Genomic DNA, 20,820 nt, shown 5'->3' on the forward strand with positions numbered 1-20,820 from the left:
GCTGAAGATTTACGCTTGGTGTTCCTTGCCCGCCATCTTAGCAGTTAGTATTATCTTCACCCCAAGGGGTGAGGGTTCTGCAAAAAATCGCACCTTCCAATTTGGTAGTGCGAGATAGGTCCGAAGTTGAAAGATCGGCGTCTGTTAGATCTGCGCTGGTTAGGTCAGCGTTACGTAAAATAGCCCCTTTTAGATTTGCTCCACTCAGATCCACATCACGCATTTTAGCGCTGGCCAAAACTGCATTGCTTAAGTCGGATCTAGCGAATATTGCTCCGTTCATATAGACAGAACGCATTTTCACTCCAGAAAGTTTGCTATCGCTGAAGTCAGTGTCGCTTAGATTGGTATTGTCGAAGATTGAATTGCTTAAGTCCGCGTTAGATGCATATGCATTTCGCATGGTGGATCCTGCCAGATCTACTTCAATAAATTGGGCGTTGTCTAAATCCGCATTGCTAAGATTTGCATCCCTCATATCTACCTTGTTCAGTACAGTGTGCCGTAAATCTGCTCCGTTTAAATTTGCTCGGCGGAGATTCACTCCATCAAAATAAGACCACCTTAGATCTGCTCCAATTAATTTTGATCCACGTAAGCTACTATGGTGAAGAAAACTTCGACTCAGATCAGCTCCACTAAGATCGCAGTTGAGGCAGGCAGTATAAGACCGCATTTGCGATAGGCTCTTCTCGGAATCATCAAAAGCTATGACGTGGCAGCTTAGCAAAATGGCTAGCAGATAAAATATCGCTAAAAGTTTCATGATATTTCTTATTAGCCTTGTAAAATATCGAGTGCGAGCCAGATTTTAAAGTATACAGGCTTATCCTAATAGGAGTCTAATCCTGTTAACATTATGGAGATGTTACAAAACTGACTTAAAACGACAACAATTTTATATGCAAATAGGCAGAGTAGTAATTACGGACAGAATATAGGTGAAGTTGGTGATTTTGTTGAATACCATATGACTACCACTCAACTAAATAATATGCCGTTATATATTGATTTGGGTCATCCCATTCATTGTTGCGGAATCTGGAGGGGATATAGGTGCTCTTTAAGTATTATGTGAAAGGTTTTTCGGCGGTATTTCTTATTGGCAGTCTAAGTACGATTGGTTTTTCTGAAACGGTGCTTGACTGGCGCGAATTGGTTCAGCGGGATGGGATCTACTATAAAAAGGGGGTGGAAGAACCTTTTACTGGATACGTGGATGGGCAGATGGAGGGGCGATTTAAAAACGGAATATTCGATGGGCATTGGGTCTTTCACCACGCTAACGGGGAGCTAGGTCTGAAGGGGGAATATATTAATGGCCAGAGGCAAGGTCCATGGGAATTTTATCATGATAACGGTTTGCTAAAATATAAAGGGGCCTACAAAAATGACCGTAAAGAGGGATTGTGGCAGTTCTATACGTATGATGGTGAGTTATTAGAAAAAGGGGCATACAAGGACGGCGAGAAGGAAGGTTCCTGGGAGGCTTACCATTACTTTCGCCAACTTAGAGTAAAGGGGGACTACAACAAGGGAGAAGAAGAGGGTTTTTGGATATCTTATCATTATAATGGTCAGGAACGGAGCAAGGGTAATTTCGACAATGGAAAGAAAAATGGTCTTTGGACATCTTATTACGAGAATGGAACAATGAGTGCCCAAGGGGAGTACAAAGACGGAAAGAAAAACGGCCCTTGGCGGGTTTACACGCAAGATGGGACATTGGATGCTGAACGAAGTTTCACTTACCCTAAAGACAATGTGCAATGAGGTATGCANTTTTTTGCAACTGAGTTGAATGATGTAACGGATAATCGTTTGATTGGTAGGTATCGCGAGTACGGCCAATACCGTTTGTTCAGATGTCTAAGGANAGCTAGGTAAAGCTTAACGACAACCAAGGGGATTAAGTTATGAGTATAATCAAGCGTATTAGTGTGCAGTCCTATACGTACACATTAGATGATTTTGGACCGAATATTAGTACTTATACTCAAGGTGTTAGTATTGAAATCCCTAAATTTGTTGTCACAATCGAGACAGACGATGGCTTGCGGGGAAGTTACGCACCACATTTTGGTGCTACACAGCATGCCCTGGCACAGGTTAACCAGGTGGCTCCCTCACTGATAGGGCAAGATGCCGAGAAGCGGGAACTGATTTTTGAACGTTTGAAATCTGTCCTACGACACTTTGATAAGACTGGTATTGCGGCATTGGATGTGGCNCTCTGGGATCTGGCCGGCAAGAAATATAATGCGCCAATTTCCGCTCTCTTGGGTGGGTATCGTGAGCGTCTTCCTGTGTACGCCAGCACAACCCCTGGACAGAAAACCCCCGGAGGATTGGACAGTATAGAAAGGTATGCGGATTTTGCCGAAGGGTGTAATGCCAAAGGAATTTCTGCGTTCAAAATACATAGCTTTTTTGACGGTGATCCCAGAAATGAGATCGGGATAATGACAGCAGTTCGAGACAGGGTTGGCGATAAAATGAAACTAATGACTGATCCAGCGTCATCCTTACCTTCCTTTATGGCGGCCGTAGAGGTGGGTCGAGCCTGTGATGATTTGGGATTTTTCTGGTACGAAGATCCCTATCGAGATGCCTCCTCTAGTGCCAGCGCCCATAAACGCTTGCGGGATTTCATCAGAACTCCCATGCTAATTGCTGAGCATATTCGAGGCTTCGAACAAAAAGCCGATTTTGTGCTAATGGGAGGAACCGATATTTTGCACATTGATCCAGAGCTCGATGGAGGAATTACCGGGACAATGAAGTTGGCGCATTTTTGTGATGCTGTAGGAATGGAAGTACAGCTTCATACAGCTGGACCGATGCACCGTCATTGCATGTCCGCAATCCCTAATACACATTTTTATGAACTAGGCTTGGTTAATCCAGATCGGGTCTGGAATGGCCTACAGCCTCCGATATATGCGGATGATTATGGAGATAGTGTGGGCGACGTTGGTGGTGATGGCTGTGTGCCAGTGCCGACTGGCCCCGGTCTTGGGGTAACTTACGATTGGGATAAGATTAATGCGTGGGAAACAGCTGCTGTAGTGTTCGAATAGGGCGATCAGAGTAAGCGTCAGCAGGATAAATTATAAAAAAGATTTGGGCTGCAAAGAGGGATGTTTCTATACAGAATGCCCAAAACGAGGTTAGTAACTCTTGATGTTACATTGGACTTAAATGTACTGGGACCTCTTTCTGTGACGGAATTATAAATGGCAAATCGCACGAGTTTAAAAAGTTTTAAACTCTATTCTCCCATTGCCCGCTTAATTAGGAGTGTTCCTATGGGAGAGTGCTTCAACACGGCATGGTTAACAGCTTTGTTCTTTCTCTTTTTTATAGACCTATCTCTAGCTGCCAGTGATATGGAGGGAAAAGGTTTTCTCTGTGTAGGGGTACAGGGTTCAGGTGAAGACTTGTTTTACGGTATAATTTTTGACGATGGGAAGGTTAAGACCTTAGCTTTTGAAAGACACGATTTTGGTGGAGATTATATTGATCCGGTCACTGGGAATAATGAGCTCCCTTATGACTTCGCAGATTCAAACATAATTCGGTGGCAATCCGGAACATACCTTCATGCCATGGAGATAAGTATTTTGAAGCATACCGTAAATGGTGGAAAGAAAGGATTTTTCCGCGGTCTTTGCTTTTTAGAGAATCCCACATTAATTAAGATGTATCTTTGGGAGAAGGTAAAGAATTCGTCGGGATGATTTAAGTAATGAGATAAAGTCTCACAGGCCTTTTTGTGCAAGAGTAGGTTATCGCCTTGTTGGGCGTTTAATTTTTATGGTGCGCCCTAGGTTATCAGGATTTGGCAGCACTGAGTGGACTTCATGGGTTTTCCTAATTTTGTCTAAAATGTTTTCAGGAAACGGAGCTACTTTTCGAGTATTCAAATCTACATGTAGCATTATCGCTTCGCATTGAGCTGCCAGGTATCCTTCTTTGGCATGAAACATTTCCTGCCAGTAGTGCACCTTTTTATCGTCGTAGTCGATAATGAGATGGGTAAACTTGAGAGGATCGCCAGCCACGACTTCACGTGAGTAGTGGATATGGTAGTCACCAACAAAAATGCCTTTGTGTTCTCTTTGGCGATACTCATCGGAAAGACCAAAATATCTAAAGAGGGAGCCGCCAGCTTCGTCAAATGCCAGTACGTAGTAGGCGGAGTTCATGTGGCCGTTATGATCGATCCATTGTGGTCGAACAATTTCGGTATGTATAAGAAGAGGGGCCTTTATTTCCAATTCAGTATTCATATAAATTCTACCTATATCATATAGTTATATAGAATAGTTAATCTTCTAAGGAATTTTGTTTAACGTACCATAGAACAATTTAGGAGTGATTTTTAATTTTATTTGTGCAAAATAGATCACCAAAGGAACACTAACTGTGGTTATTTCTTAAAGAGGGAGTTTTAATGATGAAATATGGCACTTTTGTGAGTGGCCTGCTGGGAGCTTTGGGGCTTATTGCCGTCCAGACAGCAAGCGCCCAGCAACACGTCACAGATGAAATGCTGAGAACGGCTCAGGAGGACCCGAACAATTGGTTGATGGTCACGGGAAACTATACCGGGAACCGATTCAGTAAATTGGGGCAGATCAACATTAATAATGTGCGAAACTTGGTTCCTAAGTGGATTTTTTCGCTTGGTACACTGGATGCCCAGAACACGACCCCAGTAATCCAAGATGGGGTAATGTATGCAACGGCTTCCCACGGACGGACATATGCTCTGGATGCCTCTAATGGTACAGAAATTTGGCGGTATGCCCACCAACTTCCTGAGGGTGTTGCGGGGAAAATGTGTTGTGATATCGGCAATAGGGGCGTGGCCCTTCATGGAGATAAAGTGTTTGTTGCCACACCAGATGCGCATGTTGTTGCGCTGAATAAGACAACTGGCGAAGTTGTTTGGGATAAAACTCTTGGAAATTGGGAAGATGCTTACACCATGACTGTTGCTCCCTTAGTTGTTAAGGGAAAAGTAATAGTTGGTATGTCTGGAGCCGAGTATCCTACTCGATTGCATATTGATGCTCTGGATGTTGATACGGGGGAGCAGGTGTGGCGAACCTATACGATTCCCGGACCTGGTGAACCAGGGCATGACTCGTGGGGGAATGCGGACGCCGCCAAGTATGGTGGGGCCTCAGCTTGGATAACCGGATCTTATGATCCTGAGTTGGACGTTTTATATTGGGGTGTTGGAAATCCTAACCCGGATTGGGACGGCACAAATAGGCCGGGAGATAATCTCTATTCTAACTCAACATTAGCCCTCAATCCTGATACAGGGAAAATACTTTATTATTTCCAATACACACCGGCTGATGTTTGGGATTACGACGGGAATAATGAACCTGTCCTCGTTGATTATGGCCGGGAGAAGGTCTGGTTGCATGGGGATCGCAACGGCTTTTTGTATAAAATCGATCGGACTAATGGTAAGTTTCGGTATGGTGTTCCAATTTCGAAAGTGAATTGGACTACTGGATTCACCCCTTCTGGAAGGCCTATCTGGAACGAGGAAAAGGTTCCTAGGTATGACTACGAGGCTAAAGATATTTGCCCGGCGTCGGAGGGTGGAAAATGGTGGAACCCTATGACCGTAAACCCTGAAACGGGTTGGGTATTTGTTCCTAGTCGCGAAATCTGTGTGGATATAAAGAGTGCTCCGCTTGGAGAAGGCCTTAATCCTGATGAGGTCACCGTTGGTGCACCGTATTGGGGGATTGGGACCATTGGTTGGAATACCGGATACGGGCAACTGGTAGCTTTTGACGGGAAGACCGGGGAGAAAAAATGGGTAGTTAAGGATCGTTCTCCATTTACCAGTGGTTTACTCTCGACGCGTGGTGGACTGTTATTTGCAGGTACCCCGGAGGGGGAATTCCGGGCTTATAATCAGGAAACTGGTGAAGAGCTTTGGTCGTTCCAGACTGGTTCCGGAATCTTTGGAAGCCCGTCAACATATACAATTGATGGCGAGCAATTCATAGCCGTTCCATCTGGCTTTGGTGGCTGGACGGGATGGGCACATTTTGGTGAAGGCGGTGCTCCTTGGCTTAAAGATAGCCGTAAGGGCGGAGTAATTATCGGCTTTGCTTTGCACTAGAGGTCGGCCAAAAGTCGACCAAAACTGATTAGTGGCGAACGGGCCCGGAGAGATTGTATCTCTCGGGGCCTTTTCGCACTTGGTTTTCGTTAATGGAGCGTAAGAGGTATATGTTGGTTAAAACATTAATATCAGCTTGGGGGCGCCTGTTGAGGTACGGTGTAGCCATTGTGTTAGCAGTGAGCATGGCCCAAGGTCTGTCTCTCGCCGAGGAAGAGGAACTCCCGGAAAATTGGGAGAAAAATAAACTAAACGGGGATGTGGCCGCCATAGCTGCAGGAAAGGCGCACTGGAAGAATATTGGTTGTTATGCGTGTCACGGTCGTAAAGCCGAAGGCGGAGTAGGGCCTAGTTTGAGTGATGATATTTGGATCTATAAGCCGACGGATAAAATGGTATACAACGCCATAGCGAGAGGTCGATCCGGTACAAATATGGTCGGGTGGTCCAAGGATCTAACTCCAAGGCAAATTTGGGAACTGGTGGCTTTTATTCGTTCCTTGTATATCGGTGATCCAGAAAAAATTATATGGTGAGAATTGTGCAAGAGCCAATCTAATCGGTGCGCGTCCTGTCTACCGAAGCGCACTATATCCCAGGTAGTGTTTGTTTATGAAAGTTATAGTAGTTGGAGCTGGAGTTGTTGGCGTTACCACCGCTTTTTACTTAAAAGCCGATGGTCACGAAGTAACTGTTATCGAACAAAATGCTGTTGCAGGTAGTGAAACAAGCTTCGCTAATGCGGGCCAATTATGTCATTTAACGGCAAAACCATGGGCTGCCCCTGGTGTCCCATCTATGATTATCCGCGAATTTGGAAAATCGACAGCTCCTTATCTGCTTCACCTTCGTGCGGATCCCACAATGTGGTCGTGGCTGATCCAGTTTTTGCTTAATTGCAGTCCAAAAAGATATTCGGCAACTAAGGCTGCTCTACTCGAGCTGGCAAAGCATAGTACTAGGCTCATGAAAGATGTGGTTAAGAGCACGAACATAAAATTTGACTTTGAAAGCAAGGGGATTCTCCATCTATATGGCGGTGAAAAATCTTTTGCAGAGGCTGTGAAAGCAGAACAGAAAATACCAGATGAAAAACAACAGGGAGAAATCCTTAATTATTCGGATTGCCTTGTGGCAGAGCCTGCCTTAACGCAGAGTCGGGTAAAATATGCTGGTGGTATTATTCATAATCATGAGCACACAGGGGATGCCCATAAATTTACTCTGGCTCTTTCCAAGTTCTTGGAGCAGGAAGGCGTAGAATTTCTCTATGGGGTTTCTGTAAAAAATTTGTTAATTAATGGCGACAAGGTGCTTGGCGTGATGACAAGCTCTGGAGTCCAGAAAGCGGATGTAATAGTTGTAAGTGCTGCAAATGATAGTGTTCGGTTGTTGAAAACCGCCTCGCTAAATATTCCAGTTTATCCGGTAAAAGGTTATTCCATAACTGTGCCAACTGGCGGGTATAACGGTGCGCCAAGCCTTAGCGTGCATGATCACGAGAGAAAACTCGGTTTTACACGGCTCGGTGAACGATTGCGTGTTGCCGGAACAGCTGAAATAGGTGCGAGAGATAATGTAACCAGTCCAGCTCGTATCAGGGCCTTACTAAACCATACTAGAAAAGTGTTTCCAAATGCTGGCCATTTAGATTCGGCAGAGCCGTGGGCGGGCTTGCGACCGATGACCCCAGACGGTGCACCGATAATAAGTGGTACGAAGTACAGCAACCTTTTTGTAAACACAGGTCATGGGAGCCTCGGATGGAGTTTGTCCTGTGCGTCGGGCCACATGATTGCTAACTTAGTGGCTGGGCGCTCCCCAGATGTCGACCCTCTGGGTTTCGGTTTGAAGAGGTGAGGTGAGAGGTAATTGACATTGATCTTACCCGAAATTTCAACCCAACAATTTTGTGAGGGCTAGTCTCGGAAATTGATATACTGCAGGGGATGCCTGATTTTAAGCTCTTTGATAAGAGTTATCACATCTTGAAGATCATCCCGTTTTTTCCCGGTAACGCGAAGTTCATCCCCTTGTATAGCGGTTTGAACCTTTAGCTTAGAGCCCTTTACAGCCTTGACGATCTGTTGAGCTAGGTCTCTGTCAATTCCCTGTTTAATAGTGACAGACTGCCTTACACTATTTCCTGAGGCTTTTTCGGGTTCTCCAAAGTCAAAGGCAGAAATATTTACCTTACGTTTTCCCATATGCCCTTTTAGTAATTCCGAGACTTGTTTCAGTTTAAAGTCATCGTCTGCATTAAGCGTCAAAATTGTATCAGAATGGTCAATGGAACACTTACTCCCTTTAAAGTCATACCGTGTTCCAATCTCTCGGGTCGCACTTTGAACTGCATTGCCGACCTCAACAAGATCAGTGCGGGAAACAATATCAAAACTGGGCATACGCAGGTCCTTTCATCTTACGGTGTTTTGCTTCGTATGATTTATTCATAATGTTGTCAAATTATTGATCTTCACAATGCCCTTCTAGTCAAGATATCCCAAGTCACCCCAAATCTTGTAATTAGCCCGAAAGTCACTGAGTGCCGCCCATACGCGGGCAAAATCAGCGTCTTTTTCGGATTCCTCCTCTACAACTTCCATCCAAGCACTTTCCAGCGCGTCTAGGATATCTGGACTCCAACGATGAACGGTCACACCTTTAGATTCAAGTGCCTGGAGGGCGGGAAATTGAATAGCCTCACCTTGTGCGAAAGTCTGGAGGATGCTTTCTTTGCATACCGAGGTAATTATTTGCTGTTGGGTAGAATTTAAACTATTCCAATCATCTAAATTAATCATTAATTCAATCATGCTGGTGGGCTGGTGCCATCCAGGAAAATAGTAATGTTTTGCAACTTGATAAAATCCTAGGTCAAGGTCGATAGCCGGCATAGAAAATTCTGCCGCATCAATTGTGCCAAGCTCAAGAGCTGGAAATATATCTCCAGCGGCTAGCAATTGGGTTGAGACACCTAATTTTTCAAGCACTTTGGCACCGAGGCCAAAGAAGCGCATCTTAAGCCCTTTAAGATCTTCAACGGTTTTAATTTCCTTGGTAAACCACCCAGATCCCTCTGGGGAAAGAAGAGTGCAAGGTTGTGAGAAAATATTGTGTCGGGCATATAATTCCTGCATTAATTCTAGGCCCCCGCCATAGTACATCCAGGCCATAACCTCGCCCGCGCTAGGACCGAATGGAACCGCCGTAAAAAATTGTAGTGCGGGAATTTTTCCGGCCCAATAACCGGACCCAGTCCAGCCGGCGTTCACTGCTCCTGTTGATACGGCATCGAAAACTTCCAGAGCTGGAACAAGTGCGCCAGCGTCAAAATATTTGAGTTCCATGGTCCCATTCGATAGGGTTCGAATCCGGTCTTCGACGGCATGTCCTTGAGTGCCAAGCACAATTAGGTTTCCAGAATAGCTGCTGGCCATTTTCCAGCGTATCGGTTTCGCNACTTCTGAACCATCTTGTACCGTAGCTATTTCAGAAGACTTGTTTGAAACTGCGCCAGGTGAAAGTACAAAAACACCAAGTATGAGCCCCGCTAAAACACCAATTGCCGCGATAGCCGCAGATTTTCCCATTGATTTATTCCCCAGTGTTGGTTCAAATATTTGTGCGTACCTGTACGTAGTAATTGTGATAGTTATTAAAAGAAGTCTTAGAAGTTTTACTTATCAAAGTTGCGCTTGTACCTGGAATGGGTGTCTTGAGGGCAATCTATCCCCGCAAAACAACCTCTGCTTCATTTGCCGCCCAATTAATGGCATCATCAAAGGACTCTCCCCCTTGAGTGACCCGGGCGACCAAGTTTGGGAGAAGGGTTTGGGCATAAACTAGAGCAGCCGCTTGAGGTGGAGCCGGGTAACCCGCAATTATTTGTTTCTCATCACCACGACCTGGATAATTATAAAGAACCCCTGTGGGGGGGGCGGCATTTGTCCAATAATCGTTGTTTTGATAGTGGGAGATTACCGTAGGGATATCATATCCTTGTGAAGCTAGGACCATTTTGTCAGACACGTCCTTTGTCGATACGTATCTCAGTAAAGCCTTAGCGGCGGGAATGTTGTTTGAAAAATTCCATAAGGCCCAGAAGGCTGGACTTACAGTTCGAAACCTACCTGCGGGCCCTCTGGGGTTATCATGAGCCCACATTTTCTCAGCGACGTGCGGGGCATCGCGCTTTGCGACTGCCCACGGACTAGGAGGATTGCATGTAGTTGAGCCCACGCCAGAAATCATGTGCCGATTATTAGAACCATCGTCCCACGCGTAGACCNCGTCCGGCATATATTGCGCTAAACGTGACATATATTCGAGTACTTCACGGGTTGCATCGGAGTCTACAGAAATGTCACCGGACTCATTGATCATGGAAGCTCCGTAGGCGGCAAATAGGGCGGCCAGAAATTGGTTCGAATCATTTCCCCCGCCTGATAAAGCGGCGCCAAAGGAATGTCCTGCCGCGTGAAGTTTTTGAGCCGCGGTAAGAAAAAGTTCGTAATCCCAGGACTCCACTAGAGATGCTTCTCGTTCGCTGTGTCCTGGAAAAATTTTTTGTAAATCAATACCCGCGTAGTCCTGGAAATAATCCAGTCGAGATAATAGGGGCCAACTTACCGAACTGGTGGGAGAGGGAGATCCAAGCCATTTTCCATCTAGGTATCCTGCGGCATGAGCATAGTCAGCAAAGGGGCCATATTCGGCAACGATATCTTCCACGACGTCATTAATAGGTTCTAGTTTATTTAAAAACATAGAAAGGCTCCAGCCTCCCATCAGGAGTATATCGTGGCCAATTTGTGCACGGGACTCAGCCTGTGCAGTTAGCACTAATTTTCCGCCAATGACGGTGATGAAGTCGACAGTTACCTCTACACCGTTATCTGCGCCCCACTGCTCACAAATTTCCCTCAGAACAGCGTTGTTTCCGGGAATCCAATGATCAATTGTTCCGATAGAAAGTTTTCCCGCAGATGATGCACTCTTTATGTATGGGAAGCCCATTAGAGCAGCAGCGCCAGCCGCCGTTTGATTGAACCTTCGCCTTGATAATCCTCTGATCTTTGTCATGAGCGCAATTTCTTGTTCAAANATCTAGTAGTACAAGTGGAACAGAATAGAGGAGAACCTGCAATACCGGATGTTCTGGGTATAATTTTTTCCGTATGCTGCTTAACTTGATGGTTGGTTCTTGTTCCGGTACTTAACTTAGTGACAATCTTGGTTTTTCTGACTGATTTAAAANTGGAGTTAAAAATGGCGAGTTCGGGGGGTGGAGCGAAAAAGAGTGAAGTTGCANTAATAGTGGGGGGTGGTCCCGGTATTAGTGCGAGCTGTGCACGATTATTTCGTCGTGAGGGAATGACTGTGGCCGTAGCAGCCCGAACGCCAGACAAAACCGTGTTAAAAGAGCTGGAAAATGAAATTGGAATTAGTCGATATCAGTGTGATGCTTCGCAGCCTGATTCTGTAGCTAATTTATTTGAATCTGTTGGAAAGGATCACGGCCATCCTCGTCTTGTGGTGCATAACATTGATGGGCGTGTTCCAGAGATTTTTGGCAAAGGAGTGACCGAAGCGGACCCCAATATAGTTGTGCAAACCGTGGCCAATGGTGCACTTAGCGCCTTTCTGGTAGCTCAAAAAGCTGCCATGGGTATGTTGGAAAGCGAGCCCAATGAGGAGGGGGCTCTTGGAACCATTATTTTTACAAACGCGAGTGCAGGGATGAAAGGGTATCCCCGGAGTGGTGCTTTCGCCATGACGTGCCACGCCAAAACAGGTCTTGCCCAAAGCTTGGCTCGTGAACTAATGCCGCAGGGAATTCATATAGCCCAAGTCCCAATCGATGCGGCCATTGGTTGGCGTCAGAAAGATGGTAGTCGAGCTCATCGTAGGGTCGGTGCGGATGTAGATGATAGTCTGGCTGATCCAGATCAAATTGCGGAGACATATCTCCACTTACATAGACAGCATAGNTCAACCTGGGCTTTTGAAATTGCACTCCGTCCCTGGAAAGAGAAGTGGTAGACCATGCCATTAAAGTGAGTATACAGTTCTGGGCACACCCGAAGCCCACTGGAACTTATGAACAGCATGGGTTCTAACGTGCAAAACGTCGCAGTTATATTCTATTTTTCATGTATCCTTGCTCTTATTATGCCAGCGAATGCAGCNGGTCNTTCCNAATGCCCAGGGATTTTTGATCCTAATAGTTGGCACAACTGTATAGGCGTGTATGAGCATGAAGACGCTTTTCATTATTACGGGGAATTTCAGTATGGAAGATACCACGGGCATGGCACGAGCTCTAACATCGCTGGGGACAAGTACATAGGGCAATGGAAAAAGGGCCAAATGGATGGTGATGGAACGATGTGGTTTTGGCATGGCGAGGTTTGGGAAGGGTCTTGGAGAAATGGCACTTGGGTGGACGGTACAAAGTACAATAAAGACGAGGTTCCGGCTGACATTCGTTTGCTTTTCGAAAAAAGATAACCAAGATCTGCTCTCCATATGAAAGCGGAATTTTAACTATTGTAGCGTTAGGGGGATAAAAAATGTCAGTATCACGCTTTTTGATTCAGGCGGACGAGTTGGAGCCACTTCTGGGTGATCAAAATCTCCGGTTGTACGATTGCACGACGTGGCTAAAGCCAGATCCTCCTCGTATATACCGAGTGGAAAGTGGCCGCGCCTCTTTTGAAGAAAGTCATATTCCAGGTGCAAATTTTTTAGATTTAGTGGAGAATTTATCGGATCCTGGAGCGTCATTCAATTTTATGATGCCGTCACCGCCAACGCTATCGGCTGCTCTTGGGGCCGCGGGGGTTGAGGATAGCAGCAATGTCGTTCTGTATAGCCGAGACAACATCCAATGGGCTACCCGGGTGTGGTGGATGATGCGGGCAATTGGTTTCGACCGAGCGTCGGTGCTGGATGGTGGTATCGATAAATGGGAGGCCGAGGGTCGGCCAACAACGAGTGAGATTACTCCCTATCCGGCTGCAACTCTCTCTTCTCCGCAAGCGCGGATGGGTTTGTTCTGTGGGAAAGAGGAGGTGCTATCTGATTTAGAAAACAATAAAGTATGCATTATAAANGCNTTACGAGAGACNCTNCATAANGGNTCTGAGACTNTANATNATGGTCGNCCAGGTCGGATNCCNGGCAGNTGCAACGTGCCGGNAGTATCTCTGCTCGATCCAAAAACCAANGCCTATCGGCCCCTTGCCGAGCTTAAAAGTCTTTTTCAAGAGGCNGGTGCTTTAGATGCNGATAAAGTGGTGATTTATTGTGGTGGGGGCATNGCCGCGTCCAGTGATGCTTTTATTTTNACCCTTTTGGGAAAAACTAATGTGGCGGTGTATGATGCATCTATGTCGGAGTGGGCCAATGACCTCAGCCTCCCGATGGAAACAGGATGAAAAAGATTAGATCCATTAGAAATAAACTGTCGTTTATTACAAATGATTTCTTAAGACCGANAGCCTGGCGCTGGGTTCGTTAGGNCTGGGATGGGAAGGACCACCATTAGTAACATGAAGACTAGAAAACTAGGAAATACAGACTTGGANCTGACAGTTCTTGGCTTGGGAACCGGGCAGTTGGGTGGCTTCCAACCGCGCGGCGAGAGCGATCCGTGGTTAGAGTCGAGTCCGGAAGATGAGGCACTTGCCACTATCCACGCTTCGCTTAGTTCGGGTATTACCTACTTCGACACTGCACCNTATTATGGGTATGGGCGTGCTGAACATCGCTTAGGTCAGGTGATGNGCCAAGTCGACCGGGAAAAATTCGTNGTGTCCACTAAAATTGGGCGNGTGCTTAGCCCGTTACGAAGNGAAACACCTAAACCGAGTGATTATAGGTATGGGGGNCTGCCGTTTGTGCCAACCTTTGATTATAGTTATGAAGGTACGATGCGATCTATTGAAGATTCGTATCAGCGCTTAGGCTTGGCGAGTATCGACATTGCGTTTATCCACGATGTTGACCTCTTTACCCATGAAGAACCTGAGTTAGTAGATCGTTATTTTCGTGAAGCTATGGAGGGGGCTTATGTCGCTCTCGATGAACTCCGCAGTGCAGGTATCATTAGGGCAATTGGCTGCGGTCTGAACGACGCTGCTTCATGTTCTCGCTTTTTGCGAGCTGGTAATTTCGATTGTATGATGCTGGCGGGTCGCTATACCTTGCTCGACCAAAGTGCAATTGATGATATGCTGCCTCTTTGTAAAACGGAAGGCGCCAGTGTCATCATCGCGGCTCCATTCAATTCTGGTATATCGGCTACGGGTCCTATAAAGGGAGCCAGATATGATTATAGCGAGGCGTCTTCGGAGATTCTTGAGAAAGCCCGCGCTATTGATTCTATTTGCCAGCGGTATGATATTTCGCTGGCCGCAGCTGCTCTACAATTCCCCTTTGGCCACGAATGCGTAACTTCCTCGGTGCCAGGTTCTAAAACGCCCTCGGAAGTCGAAGCCAATTTTAATTATTTGTTGACTCCTATTCCCGATGATTTTTGGGAGGAACTCAAAAACGAGCGCCTAATTTCGGAATTAGCTCCATTACCACAATCTGTGCAGGCTCATTAAATTAATATCTTGCTGATATACGTTAGTTGTAGAACTACTCTACTGGGAATCTGGCTGCAAACAAACGCAAGGAGAGATCTAGGTGCACATCCACAATATATACGTTGATGACAAGGGTGAATCTCACTTTCGCGATATGGAAATTGAGTGGGTCAAAGATATGGGTTATGGTCAACTTTCTGACAGGTTTTCCGCTACGGGCATAATCTTCAGGAAAACATCTGGTGATTATTATCTGGACTGGCACCCAGCCCCCAGGCGTCAGTATATAATTAACCTTGACGCTGCTGTGCAGGTCACGGCAAGTGATGGGGAGGTGCGGGTCATCAACGCTGGCGAGGTTTTTCTGGTGGAAGATACTTCTGGGAAAGGTCATNTNTCTCGAGCGGTGAATGGAATGACACGCCATTCTATNTTTATTCCACTGGAGTAATNGATTTCCATGAAAGTATTTNTAGCAATTGTTTTCTTAATGTCNGGCGATGGATTCTCTAAGTNCNCTCGCGACCCTGGNGGGNGCGGAAGTGGNGGCTTGTTTGGTCNCAATAATTTCTTAAGCACTGTTGCNNAGGAGAGTGGCNTCAAACCACTACGNGAAATTTTAATTNAGAATCCTTCNGAAGGTNTGAACTACGACATNGGGAAGAGATGCGTTGCAGTTGGGTTTGTCAGCGTCAAACTGTTCGAGGGNANCCCAGAGTTTGANCAGGAGAATGAAAACGTTAGAGCNAAAACTANTCAGCTTATTGANACAATCGTTAATGACTGGGCGCCCTNGAGTGGTTTNGAGATNACAGTTGAAGAANTTATGGGAGAGGTGGGTCCAATTATTGAACNATATAAACAAGAGGTTAGGAAAANTTTCGAAGAGACAGGAGATCCAAGAAGTAAACTGTTATTGAACGATTTGGATATCTGNAAGGACGTATACTGGAGTCTNNTCAGTGNTCCTGGTTGATAGGAGTTTTTGAAAATTCTTGTCGTCGGTGTTTCATAATCTTTCTAATGTTGGGCTTTCAAATAAGCGCAAATCCATCAATAATAGCGGGAGCCTCTTCATAAAGTTTTGGAGTACCACATGAGTCTCAATACTATCACGGGCCGCTCGGCTTTCCTTTCGTTGCTCAAAGACGAAGGAATAACCCACCTTTTTGGTAATCCCGGTACCACTGAGTTACCCATAATGGATGCCCTTACGGAACATCCAGACTTAAACTATATGATGAGTATGCAGGAGTCGCTAGTTGTCTATATGGCCGAGGGATATTCGCGTTCCTCCGGTAAACTTTCTGCTTGTAACGTGCACGTGGCGCCAGGTCTTGGTAATGCCATGGGGGCTATTTATGCGGCAAAGTTTGCAAATACTCCGATAATTATAACCGCTGGCCAACAGGAGCAAGGACATGGGCTCACGGAACCTTTGCTTTACGATCCGTTGGTGCCGATTGCGCAACCTCTAGTTAAATGGGCGGTGGAAGTTACACGATTTGAAGATTTGCCGCGAATTGTGCGGCGGGCGGCAAAGGTAGCTATGACGCCTCCAACGGGGCCCGTGTTTATCTCACTTCCTGGTGACATCCTAAATGAGGAGGGGGCCTTGGAGTTGGGTGCGCGCACGCGCGTTGACACTAAGGTTAGGCCAATTGATTCTACCTTGGAGAAGACCGCCGAACGGATTTTGAGCGCAAGCAATCCGGTCATTGTCGCAGGACATGAACTTGCCACGGATGATGCTCTTCAAGAGGCGGCAGAGTTTGCGAGTATTATTGGGTGTCCCGTTTATCAACAGACCGTGCAATATGGCGCCCATTTTCTGTCAGAGCATCCTGGATTTATGGGNGCCTTAAGTCGNGATCAGCAACAGGTGAGGGACGTTCTCTCACCATACGACCTTTTAATTGTTCTTGGAGCTGATGTTTTACGCATGTCGGTGTGGTCGTCGGTAGAACCTCTGCCGGAGGGGATGAAAATTGTACAAATAGGACAACGTGATTGGGAAATGGGAAAAAATTTCCCGACTGAGCTTGCGATACGTGCTGATGTTAAAGAGACTTTGAAAGCGTTGAATCCAAAATTAATGGAACGGGGTGGAGCCGANCAAAAGTCTAAAGCGGATGAGAGTTTGAATAAACTAAGTTCAAAGAATTGGTCGGCCAAGAGGGAAGTTATGGTCAAAGAACTGACCGCCGCACCGCAAACTGGAGCTATCGATCCAGCGTGGATGGTAATGAAGATCGTTGACACAATGCCAGAAGAAACCATCATCGTGGATGAAGGTATTATTAGTAGTAGAGCCTTAATGTCGCTTTTGCCATATCGGACCTCGAGCTCTTTGTTTGGTATGGCAAGTGGGGGGATCGGATGGGGTGTTCCTGCCGCGTGTGGAGTTCAAGCGGCGCATCCTGAAAAACCGCTCATAGCTATAATTGGTGACGGTAGTTCTATGTATTCCATTCAAGCTCTTTGGACAGCTGCTAATCAGAAGTTACCAGTCAATTATGTGATTTGTGATAACGGTGGATATCGCATAATTAAGGAGAGATTGTTTTCTTTTCATGGGAATGAAAACTTTATCGGTATGGACTTTAAGGAGCCTGCTGTGGATTTTGTTGGTTTAGCCAATTCCGTAGGAGTTCCATCAGTTCGGGTGGTTGACCACAGTGAACTAGTCCCTGCTTTAGAAGATGCATTGAATAATACCAGTGGCCCAAATCTTATTAGTGTGACAGTGGACTCAGGTAGGTTTTAGACAGAGTTGTTTAATTTATTATGGGTCTCGAATTATCATAACCCAATAGGATTTTTAGATGCTCCAGACTGAAGAATTGCCATACAAAATTGAGAGGTATGAACGAATTGCAGAGACTGCCGGGCTGNGGNTATCAATTCTTACTCTTGCTTCTGGTGATGAGGTTCCCTGGCACAAGCATACCGATGTAAATGACCAATTTTTTTTGTATGGATGGAGCAATGTGTATAGAAACACGTATGCNCGCATCAGCAACGACATTGGAAAAAGGTGATACGTTGAAAATTCCGTGTGGGCAACCACATCGTGTCATGGGATTAAAGGGGGAGGCGTGTAGATTTTTGATAATACAGGGTGTTGGTGAGTACGATTTTGTTCCAGAATAGTGGGTAATATGATGATGTTTCTAGATAATATGCGGCAGGTTGGGCTGCACAAATATTGTGTTGTTTCTTACGGGAGGAAATCATGAGTTTGGAGGGGTATAAGGATTTTTCCTCGCTTGTTTCTCCGGAACGAGTTCACAAGGCCTGTTATTCAGACGAGGGGGTTTTTGAGCAAGAACTTAACAAGATATTCTATAAATCATGGATTTACGTAGGGCATGAAAGCCAAGTTCCTAATCCAGGTGACTATTGGACAACTTGGATTGGTCGCGAGAGGGTTATCTTATGTAGAAGTGAAGATNCCCAAGTGCACGTATTGTATAACCGGTGTCCCCATAGAGGTACCCTCATTTGTAATAATTTGCATGGAAACGCGCGCAAAGCATTTCGTTGCCCATACCACGCCTGGCAGTTTAATTTGGATGGAAGTCTGCGAAATATGCCAATGAAACAGGGGTATGAGGGGATTATTGATTTGAAGGATCCTCAGCTGCAGATGAAAAGGGCGGCACGCCAAGCTACNTATCGGGGCTTTGTTTTTGCTAGTTTATCGGATGAGGGCGAAAGCCTGGACGAATGGTTGGGTTCGGGTGGCAGGGCTGCTTTTGACGATATTTGCAATCGCTCTCCCGAGGGAGAGTGTNAGATTGTGATGAACTGTTTTCGTATTATTCAACACTCTAATTGGAAAATCTTTTTGGAGAATCAATTAGACGCTGTGCATCCTTCGATTACTCATCATTCCACCGGAGATGCGGCGGCCCAGCAGCAACAAGTTTTTAAACAAAAGACAGGCCAAGAACCTCCAATTGGCTATCAATTCCTGGCTGANTTTACCTTGCCTTACGAGAAGTGGGATTCACTTGATACAATCGGTTACCCTCATGGACATACCGTGCTAGCTGGCTATATGGGGCTGAGGCCGCGTGACCCCATAACTTTGGCTCACGAAGCCGTGCTAGAAGAAGCATATGGTGCGGAGCGGATGGAGGAAATACTATCTACCAATGTGCACCATGTTTTGGTTTATCCTTGTTTATCGGTGCAGCCAGCGCTGCAACAATTGAGAGCGGTTAGGCCTCTCGCCGCGGACAAAACCTTAACCGAAATNTGGCATTTTAAGCTTAAGGGTGTGCCAGAAGGGGTCTATGAGCGATCCCTCGCTTATTATTATCATGTGAACTCGCCATCAACCATGGTGAATGCGGATGACTTGAATAATTTTAGAGCATGCCAAGATGGNCTTTCCCTTCAAGGTGGGGGCGATTGGGTGAGTTTTCATAGAAACTATGGACAGGATCCGANTAATGGAGGGGTAACTACTTCTGTAACAGGAATGAGCGAACAGCCGATGAGAAATATGTTTGCTGCTTGGAAGAAATATATGTCGGCGTAAAACTATAAGGGGATTCAATATTTTATGTCCAAACATAATAGTCTACAGGTTTCCGATAAAACCCAACGTGAGATAGAGAATTTCCTGTATTTGCAGGCGGAGGTTCTTGATGAACGTCGCTGGGAAGAATGGCTGGATCTCTTTGGCGAGGAAGGTATTTACTGGATGCCGGCATCCGGCGAACAAGAGACAGGGGAAGGACAGCCAAATATTTTTTATGAAGATTATCATTTGATGAGCATGCGCATTCGGCGTGTCGAACATCCTTATGCCCACTCGCAGACCGCAGGGCACCGCACTAGTCATGTTGTTTCAAATGTAATGATCCAACATGAAGATGAAAGNTCAGGTGAAGTTCTTGTAACTTCGCGGTTCCATATGGTCGAATATCGTTTAGACGATCAACGGTATTTTGGTGGAAAATATACCCATCAACTAAGAAATTCGGGTTCAGGTTATAAAATAATCCTTCAAAGAGTAGATTTGGTAAATGTTGAAGGTCCCTTTGATTACGTAATGCAGGTTTGGGTATAGCCATTGTTAAACAAGAATGACAGATAGCGGGAATTCTTCCTCTATATCACTCTCCAGGTAGCAGGAATTTTTTCTAATGTCACACCAATCTAGTCGCTGAGAAAAAGGAATCTNCTTTTGTTGAATAAGTCATTTTCTTTGGTGAGGATTTATTGCGGAACTGGGTAAAAGTTTTTTTTCTCCTTCTGGCTTTCAGCGAGGATCTATTGGCCAGCCCGATTTCCTTAGATCATGGAAAGCCCGTCTCACTGCTAACAAGAAACTTCGATTCGGACAAAAGCGTGTTGGTCATGCTGGGCGAATTGGCCTTTAAGAGTGAAACATTGCTGTCGCCTTCGAGATCATTTGCCATTCCTCTTAGCTGTGACTCCTGCCATCCGGATGGAGGAACGACTCAGATATTATTTGTAGAAGGCTTGTCAGGGAAACCTGGNACTATAGATATAACAAATCGCGCATTGACGATTTATGAAGATGGAACATTTAATCCAGTAAACGTTCCAAGTATTTTTGGNGCGCGGCATACNGAACCTTATTCCCGAGCNGGTAATTTTGCTAGTTTAAGGGAGTTCACCAGGTTCGTGATTGTGGAGGAATTCGGTGGCATGGAACCTACTAATCTAACTCTTGATGCGCTGGTGGCGTATGAGGAGAGTCTAAATTTTCTTACAAATAATATGATAATGGGAAACGGGTCTTTACAGGAGAATGCATCGATTGCTGCCAAAAGGGGAGAGTTAATTTTTACTAGACCTTTTCCCGGAAACTCGGAGCTGTCTTGTGCGACTTGTCATGATCCGAAGAGATATTTTATTGACGGTAAGAAACATGATGTGGGGACAGGCCTGGCCCTTGACACTCCCACTCTGCGCGATCTTTCCATAAGTGCTCCCTATATGCACGACGGAAGATTTGACACGATAAAGGAAGTGCTTAATTATTTTAATGAACAATATAACTTAAGGTTAGATAACCAAGACCTA

At 45.6% G+C, this 20,820-nt stretch carries 21 protein-coding genes and 1 pseudogene; 17 read left to right on the forward strand and 5 right to left on the reverse strand.

Annotated elements, in window-relative coordinates; translation table 11 throughout:
• Positions 1-37: 37 nt before the first annotated feature.
• Positions 38-766 carry a hypothetical protein gene (locus CMM32_07750; protein ID MBT06792.1) on the reverse strand — a complete coding sequence of 243 codons (729 nt, stop codon included), beginning with the start codon at positions 764-766 and terminating at the stop codon, positions 38-40.
• 290 nt (positions 767-1,056) lie between these two features.
• On the opposite strand from CMM32_07750, the gene CMM32_07755 reads away from it, so the two are divergent.
• From CMM32_07755 to CMM32_07765, 3 genes are all read left to right on the forward strand, one after another.
• Positions 1,057-1,773, forward strand: coding sequence for a hypothetical protein (locus CMM32_07755; GenBank protein ID MBT06793.1), 717 nt, complete (start codon positions 1,057-1,059; stop codon positions 1,771-1,773).
• Positions 1,774-1,916: 143 nt separating this feature from the next.
• A complete protein-coding gene (locus CMM32_07760; GenBank protein ID MBT06794.1) occupies positions 1,917-3,080 on the forward strand; it encodes a mandelate racemase in 1,164 nt (387 codons plus the stop codon).
• A gap of 156 nt (positions 3,081-3,236) precedes the next feature.
• Positions 3,237-3,740: a hypothetical protein gene (locus CMM32_07765; protein ID MBT06795.1), complete on the forward strand. Its 504-nt coding sequence runs from the start codon at positions 3,237-3,239 to the stop codon at positions 3,738-3,740.
• A 48-nt stretch (positions 3,741-3,788) separates the two neighbouring features.
• Here the strand turns inward: CMM32_07765 and CMM32_07770 are convergent, their stop codons facing one another.
• On the reverse strand, positions 3,789-4,292 hold the full coding sequence (locus CMM32_07770; protein ID MBT06796.1) for a thioesterase-like protein: 504 nt from the start codon (positions 4,290-4,292) through the stop codon (positions 3,789-3,791).
• 164 nt (positions 4,293-4,456) lie between these two features.
• Here CMM32_07770 and CMM32_07775 point away from each other — a divergent pair, with 164 nt between their 5' ends.
• The 3 genes from CMM32_07775 (at position 4,457) to CMM32_07785 (ending at position 8,017) form a co-directional block, all read left to right on the forward strand.
• A complete protein-coding gene (locus tag CMM32_07775; GenBank protein MBT06797.1) occupies positions 4,457-6,157 on the forward strand; it encodes a quinonprotein alcohol dehydrogenase in 1,701 nt (566 codons plus the stop codon).
• A gap of 92 nt (positions 6,158-6,249) precedes the next feature.
• On the forward strand, positions 6,250-6,693 hold the full coding sequence (locus tag CMM32_07780; protein ID MBT06798.1) for a hypothetical protein: 444 nt from the start codon (positions 6,250-6,252) through the stop codon (positions 6,691-6,693).
• 76 nt (positions 6,694-6,769) lie between these two features.
• The gene (locus CMM32_07785; GenBank protein MBT06799.1) at positions 6,770-8,017 is read left to right on the forward strand and encodes an amino acid dehydrogenase; all 1,248 of its coding nucleotides are present in this window, start codon (positions 6,770-6,772) and stop codon (positions 8,015-8,017) included.
• A 59-nt stretch (positions 8,018-8,076) separates the two neighbouring features.
• On the opposite strand, the gene CMM32_07790 is transcribed toward CMM32_07785, so the two are convergent.
• From CMM32_07790 to CMM32_07800, 3 genes are all read right to left on the reverse strand, one after another.
• Positions 8,077-8,562, reverse strand: coding sequence for a YajQ family cyclic di-GMP-binding protein (locus CMM32_07790; GenBank protein MBT06800.1), 486 nt, complete (start codon positions 8,560-8,562; stop codon positions 8,077-8,079).
• A gap of 84 nt (positions 8,563-8,646) precedes the next feature.
• Positions 8,647-9,750, reverse strand: a complete 1,104-nt coding sequence (locus tag CMM32_07795) for a C4-dicarboxylate ABC transporter (protein MBT06801.1) — start codon at positions 9,748-9,750, stop codon at positions 8,647-8,649.
• A gap of 136 nt (positions 9,751-9,886) precedes the next feature.
• The gene (locus CMM32_07800) at positions 9,887-11,242 is read right to left on the reverse strand and encodes an ABC transporter substrate-binding protein (protein ID MBT06802.1); all 1,356 of its coding nucleotides are present in this window, start codon (positions 11,240-11,242) and stop codon (positions 9,887-9,889) included.
• Between the two features lie 186 nt (positions 11,243-11,428).
• On the opposite strand from CMM32_07800, the gene CMM32_07805 reads away from it, so the two are divergent.
• The 11 genes and pseudogenes from CMM32_07805 to CMM32_07855 all read left to right on the forward strand — a co-directional run.
• Positions 11,429-12,202 (forward strand): oxidoreductase, encoded by a 774-nt coding sequence (locus CMM32_07805; GenBank protein ID MBT06803.1) that lies wholly within the window; start codon positions 11,429-11,431, stop codon positions 12,200-12,202.
• A 66-nt stretch (positions 12,203-12,268) separates the two neighbouring features.
• Positions 12,269-12,670, forward strand: coding sequence for a hypothetical protein (locus CMM32_07810; GenBank protein ID MBT06804.1), 402 nt, complete (start codon positions 12,269-12,271; stop codon positions 12,668-12,670).
• A gap of 62 nt (positions 12,671-12,732) precedes the next feature.
• Positions 12,733-13,599, forward strand: a complete 867-nt coding sequence (locus tag CMM32_07815) for a sulfurtransferase (GenBank protein MBT06805.1) — start codon at positions 12,733-12,735, stop codon at positions 13,597-13,599.
• A gap of 90 nt (positions 13,600-13,689) precedes the next feature.
• Positions 13,690-14,772 carry a pyridoxal 4-dehydrogenase gene (locus tag CMM32_07820; GenBank protein MBT06806.1) on the forward strand — a complete coding sequence of 361 codons (1,083 nt, stop codon included), beginning with the start codon at positions 13,690-13,692 and terminating at the stop codon, positions 14,770-14,772.
• Between the two features lie 82 nt (positions 14,773-14,854).
• Positions 14,855-15,205 carry a hypothetical protein gene (locus tag CMM32_07825; GenBank protein MBT06807.1) on the forward strand — a complete coding sequence of 117 codons (351 nt, stop codon included), beginning with the start codon at positions 14,855-14,857 and terminating at the stop codon, positions 15,203-15,205.
• A 9-nt stretch (positions 15,206-15,214) separates the two neighbouring features.
• Positions 15,215-15,730, forward strand: a pseudogene (locus CMM32_07830) (hypothetical protein).
• Between the two features lie 120 nt (positions 15,731-15,850).
• The gene (locus tag CMM32_07835; protein MBT06808.1) at positions 15,851-17,521 is read left to right on the forward strand and encodes a benzoylformate decarboxylase; all 1,671 of its coding nucleotides are present in this window, start codon (positions 15,851-15,853) and stop codon (positions 17,519-17,521) included.
• 58 nt (positions 17,522-17,579) lie between these two features.
• Entirely contained in the window at positions 17,580-17,795 is a 216-nt protein-coding gene (locus CMM32_07840; protein MBT06809.1) for a hypothetical protein, read from the forward strand.
• A gap of 194 nt (positions 17,796-17,989) precedes the next feature.
• Positions 17,990-19,303, forward strand: a complete 1,314-nt coding sequence (locus tag CMM32_07845) for a ribosomal subunit interface protein (protein ID MBT06810.1) — start codon at positions 17,990-17,992, stop codon at positions 19,301-19,303.
• Positions 19,304-19,327: 24 nt separating this feature from the next.
• Positions 19,328-19,837: an aromatic-ring-hydroxylating dioxygenase subunit beta gene (locus CMM32_07850; protein ID MBT06811.1), complete on the forward strand. Its 510-nt coding sequence runs from the start codon at positions 19,328-19,330 to the stop codon at positions 19,835-19,837.
• 152 nt (positions 19,838-19,989) lie between these two features.
• Positions 19,990-20,820: hypothetical protein (locus CMM32_07855; protein ID MBT06812.1), on the forward strand; the 831-nt coding region annotated here is incomplete at its 3' end.

The sequence above is a fragment of the Rhodospirillaceae bacterium genome (assembly GCA_002728255.1).
Classification (GTDB): Bacteria; Pseudomonadota; Alphaproteobacteria; order UBA7887; family UBA7887.

What these genes read in the sequence shown, in the direction of transcription:
- CMM32_07750 (MBT06792.1), bottom strand. Translation starts at nt 766, where the DNA reads ATGAAACTTTTAGCGATATTTTATCTGCTAGCCATTTTGCTAAGCTGC.
- CMM32_07765 (MBT06795.1), top strand. Translation starts at nt 3,237, where the DNA reads ATGGCAAATCGCACGAGTTTAAAAAGTTTTAAACTCTATTCTCCCATT.
- CMM32_07770 (MBT06796.1), bottom strand. Translation starts at nt 4,292, where the DNA reads ATGAATACTGAATTGGAAATAAAGGCCCCTCTTCTTATACATACCGAA.
- CMM32_07775 (MBT06797.1), top strand. Translation starts at nt 4,457, where the DNA reads ATGATGAAATATGGCACTTTTGTGAGTGGCCTGCTGGGAGCTTTGGGG.
- CMM32_07780 (MBT06798.1), top strand. Translation starts at nt 6,250, where the DNA reads ATGGAGCGTAAGAGGTATATGTTGGTTAAAACATTAATATCAGCTTGG.
- CMM32_07785 (MBT06799.1), top strand. Translation starts at nt 6,770, where the DNA reads ATGAAAGTTATAGTAGTTGGAGCTGGAGTTGTTGGCGTTACCACCGCT.
- CMM32_07790 (MBT06800.1), bottom strand. Translation starts at nt 8,562, where the DNA reads ATGCCCAGTTTTGATATTGTTTCCCGCACTGATCTTGTTGAGGTCGGC.